Below are 3,565 nucleotides of genomic sequence, written 5' to 3' on the forward strand. Positions count from 1 at the left end.
AGTTGTGTATAAGAGACAGGTGTGGGGCCGGCTACTTCTTCAGCCAGGTTTCCATCATCTTCTGGGCGATGGGGGCGGCCAGGCGGCCGCCGCCGATCTCGGACCGGTCGGTGTCCGAGTTCTCGATCATCACGGCGACGGCGATCTGCTTGCTGCCCGCCTTGCCGTACGAGGTGAACCAGGCCAGCGGCGGCAGGCTGTTCTTCACGCCGCGCTGGGCCGTGCCGGTCTTGCCGCCTACCTCGGCGCCCGACACCTGCGCCGGCTTGCCGCCGCCCTCGGCGACGACGGTCTTCATCGCGTCCCGCACCATGGCGGCGGTCTTCGGGCTCATGACCTGCTGGACCTTGGGGTTCTTGAAGCTCTCCAGCACGGTGCCGCCCGAGTCGGTGACCTCGGAGACCGAGTGCGGGGCGACGAGCTTGCCGTCGTTCTCGATCGCGGCGGTCACCATGGCCATCTGCAGCGGGGTGGCCTGGACGTCGAACTGGCCGATACCGGTGAGCGCGACCTGGTCGACGGACATCTTCTTCGACGGGTACTTGCTGGGCACCCGGGTCGTGACCGGGGTCTCGACGTTCGTGTTGAAGCCGAGCTTCTCGGCCGTCGCGCGCATCTTGTCCTGGCCCAGCTTGGAGGCGAGCTCGGCGAAGACGTTGTTGCAGGACAGCCGGAGCGCAGTGCGCGCCGAGGCGTTGTTGCAGGCTGCGGAGCCGGCCTCGCTGGGCAGCTGCGTCTTCGTCCCCGGAATGGTGTACGGGTCGGGGGTGCCGGTCGGCGCGTCCAGGTTCGTGACCAGCCCGTTCTCGATGGCCGCCGCCAGCGTGACCAGTTTGAAGGTGGAGCCGGGCGCCTGCGGCTTGCGCAGCGCCACGTTCTCCATGGCCTTGCCGTTGTCGGCGGACAGCTCCTTCCAGGCCTCGGCGTCGTTGGCACCGGAGATGCGGCCCGGGTCGAAGGAGGGGTTGTTCACCATGGCGAGGATCTCGCCGGTCGCGGGGTCGATCGCGACGGCGGAGCCCTGTTTGCCCTGCAGCGCCGCGTACGCGGCCTTCTGGACGTCCTTGTCGACGGTCGTCAGGACGTTCCCCGGCGAGGCCCGCTTGTTGGTGAGGAGGTCCATCACGGTCTTCAGGCGGTCGTCCGAGCCGTTGAGGATCTTCTTGTACACGCCTTCGAGCATGCTCGTGCCGAACGCCTGCGAGCTGAAGCCGGTGAGCGGCGCGTACAGCGGGCCTTCGACGTAGGTCCGCTTGTACGCGAAGTCCTTGCCGCCCGTCTTGACCGAGCCGGTGATCGCCTCCCCGCCCACGATGATGTTGCCCAGCGGGTTCTCGTACTGCCCGATGAGGTTCCGCCGGTTGTTCTCGTTGTCCGCGAGGGCCTGGCCTTGGTAGGCCTGCACCCAGGTGACCCGGAGAAGCAGGGCCAGCACGAGGAGCAGACAGAAGACCGACGCACGCCTGATCGTCTTGTTCATCTCCCGGAAGGACGTGCGAGGGCGTCCGAGCGTTCCACCCTGTCCCGTTTGTGGCCGGGTTCTCAGCTTTTCCTCATGTTGCGGCCCCTCTCACGATGAAGCCGCCCTCGTAGGCGGCGATGACGGCCTGGGTGCGGTCGCGGGAGCCGGTCTTGGACAGGACGGCGGCGACATGCGTCTTGACGGTCTGCGGGCCGACCCCGAGGCGTTCGCTCATCTCGTGGTTGGACAGCCCGGTGGCCATCAGGCGCAGGACGTCCGCCTCCCGGTCGGTGAGCCGGGCCACCCACGGGGCGGCGGTTCCGGGGGCGCCGGCCGCGTGGGAGGCGGCGAGGGCCCGGACGGCCGTCGGGAACAGCAGGGAGTCGCCCCGGGCCACCAGCCGCACCGCGCCGAGCAGCTCGTCCGGGTCGGCCCGCTTGAGGAGGAACCCGGCGGCGCCCGCGCGCAGCGCGTCATAGACGTAGGCGTCGTTCTCGAAGGTGGTCACGACCACGATCCGCGGCGGTTCGGGCAGGGTGGCGAGGATCTGCTCGGTGGCCCGTATCCCGTCGACACCGGGCATGCGGACGTCCATCAGCACCACGTCCGGGGCCAGTTCCCGGACCACGGAGAGGGCCTCGGCACCGGAGGCCGCCTCCCCGACGACCTCCAGGTCGGGTTCGGCGTCGATGATGACCCGCAGCGCGGTGCGGACCATCCGTTCGTCGTCGGCGAGCACGATGCGCAGCGGCGGCCGGCTCATCGCGAGCCCCCGCAGGAGCCCTTGACGGGGCCCTCGCCGAGCGGGAGGACGGCCCGCAGCCGCCACAGCCCCTCGTGCGGGCCCGCCTCGACGCGGCCGCCCAGCAGGGCCGCCCGCTCTGCGGCGCCGCGCAGCCCGCGGCCCCCGGTGGTGCGCGGCGCGGGACCTTCGCCGTTGCCCGGTGGATTGGTCATGGTGATCTCCAGTTCGCGGTGTGCACTGTCCTTGCCTCCCGATCCGTCGCGCGCGTCGCGCGCGTCCTTCACGGCGATGCGCAGCTCGACGGGTCCGGCGCCGTGCCGCAGTGCGTTGCTCAGGCCCTCCTGCACGATCCGGTACGCCTCGCGGGAGGCGATCGCCGGAAGCTGCGCCCAGTCCCCCACGGGTCCTGGGTCCTGCCGGGCGGTGACGGTGGTGCCGACGGCCCGGGTCCGGGCGAGCAGCCCGTCCAGGTCGGCGGCGAGGGTGGGTGCCGACGCGGCGTCCGGCCGTGCCTGGTCCCCGTCCCGCAGCAGGCCCAGTACGGTGTCCAGCTCGCCCACCGTCCGCCGCGTGGTGTCCTCGATAGCCGCCAGCGCCTCCCGTACGAACGCGGGGTCGCTGTCGAGGACCCGCCGGGCGGCGACCGCCTGGAGGGTGACGGCGCTCAGGGCGTGCCCGACCGCGTCGTGCAGCTCCCGGGCGAGCCGGTTGCGCACGGCCAGGTCGGCGGCCCGCTCCTCGGCCGCGGCCAGCCGGTCCGCCGGCGTCGGCCCGAGCAGGACGGGGGCGAGCCGGGCCAGCAGCGCCCCGGCCCCGGCGGCGCACAGCACGAGCCCCGCCAGCAGGCCGACCCCGAGGAACGGGGCGACGTACGGATCGGCGGCCGTGCTCAACCAGCCCGACCCGACCGGCATCTCCCGCAGCCCCCTCACGAACGGCAGCAGGATCAGCACGACCGCCATGGGCGGCACCGCAAGGCTCATCCCGCTGACCAGCGCCCCGATCCCGAGGTGCAGGGACCACCAGGCGGCGGTCCTCCCCCGGGCCGCCCAGGACCGGGCCGGCCCCTCGGCCAGCCGCTCCCCCGGCACCCCGCACAGCGCCCGCACCGCGACCACCGACATCTGCCGGACCAGCCCGAGGACGCCGGTCGCCGCAGCCAGCGGCACCGAGACCCCGTACGCGACGAACGTCAGCGGCGTGGAGGCCAGCACGTTCACCCCGCCGGCGAGGACACCGACGAACACCTGCGCCAGCAGGAAGTACGGCATCAGCAGCGCCCCGCCGAGGATCAGGTGCACCCAGCGCAGCCGCGCCCTCGACCCGAGCACCCGCCCCAGGCCGCCCGATGTCCGGGC

3 protein-coding genes are annotated in these 3,565 nt (G+C 72.3%); all 3 read right to left on the bottom strand.

Features of this window, described 5'->3' with window-relative positions:
* Positions 1-31: 31 nt before the first annotated feature.
* Entirely contained in the window at positions 32-1,480 is a 1,449-nt protein-coding gene (locus HYE82_RS35060) for a penicillin-binding protein 2 (protein WP_179178270.1), read from the bottom strand.
* 73 nt (positions 1,481-1,553) lie between these two features.
* On the bottom strand, positions 1,554-2,225 hold the full coding sequence (locus tag HYE82_RS35065) for a response regulator transcription factor (RefSeq protein WP_179178271.1): 672 nt from the start codon (positions 2,223-2,225) through the stop codon (positions 1,554-1,556).
* Complete coding sequence (locus HYE82_RS35070) at positions 2,222-3,547, bottom strand: sensor histidine kinase (protein ID WP_256988132.1); 1,326 nt, start codon at positions 3,545-3,547, stop codon at positions 2,222-2,224. The genes HYE82_RS35065 and HYE82_RS35070 overlap by 4 nt, the downstream gene beginning before the upstream one ends.
* Positions 3,548-3,565: the final 18 nt, after the last annotated feature.

Origin of the sequence: Streptomyces sp. BR123, from assembly GCF_013401435.1 — a bacterium.
In the GTDB taxonomy this organism is placed as follows: domain Bacteria; phylum Actinomycetota; class Actinomycetes; order Streptomycetales; family Streptomycetaceae; genus Streptomyces.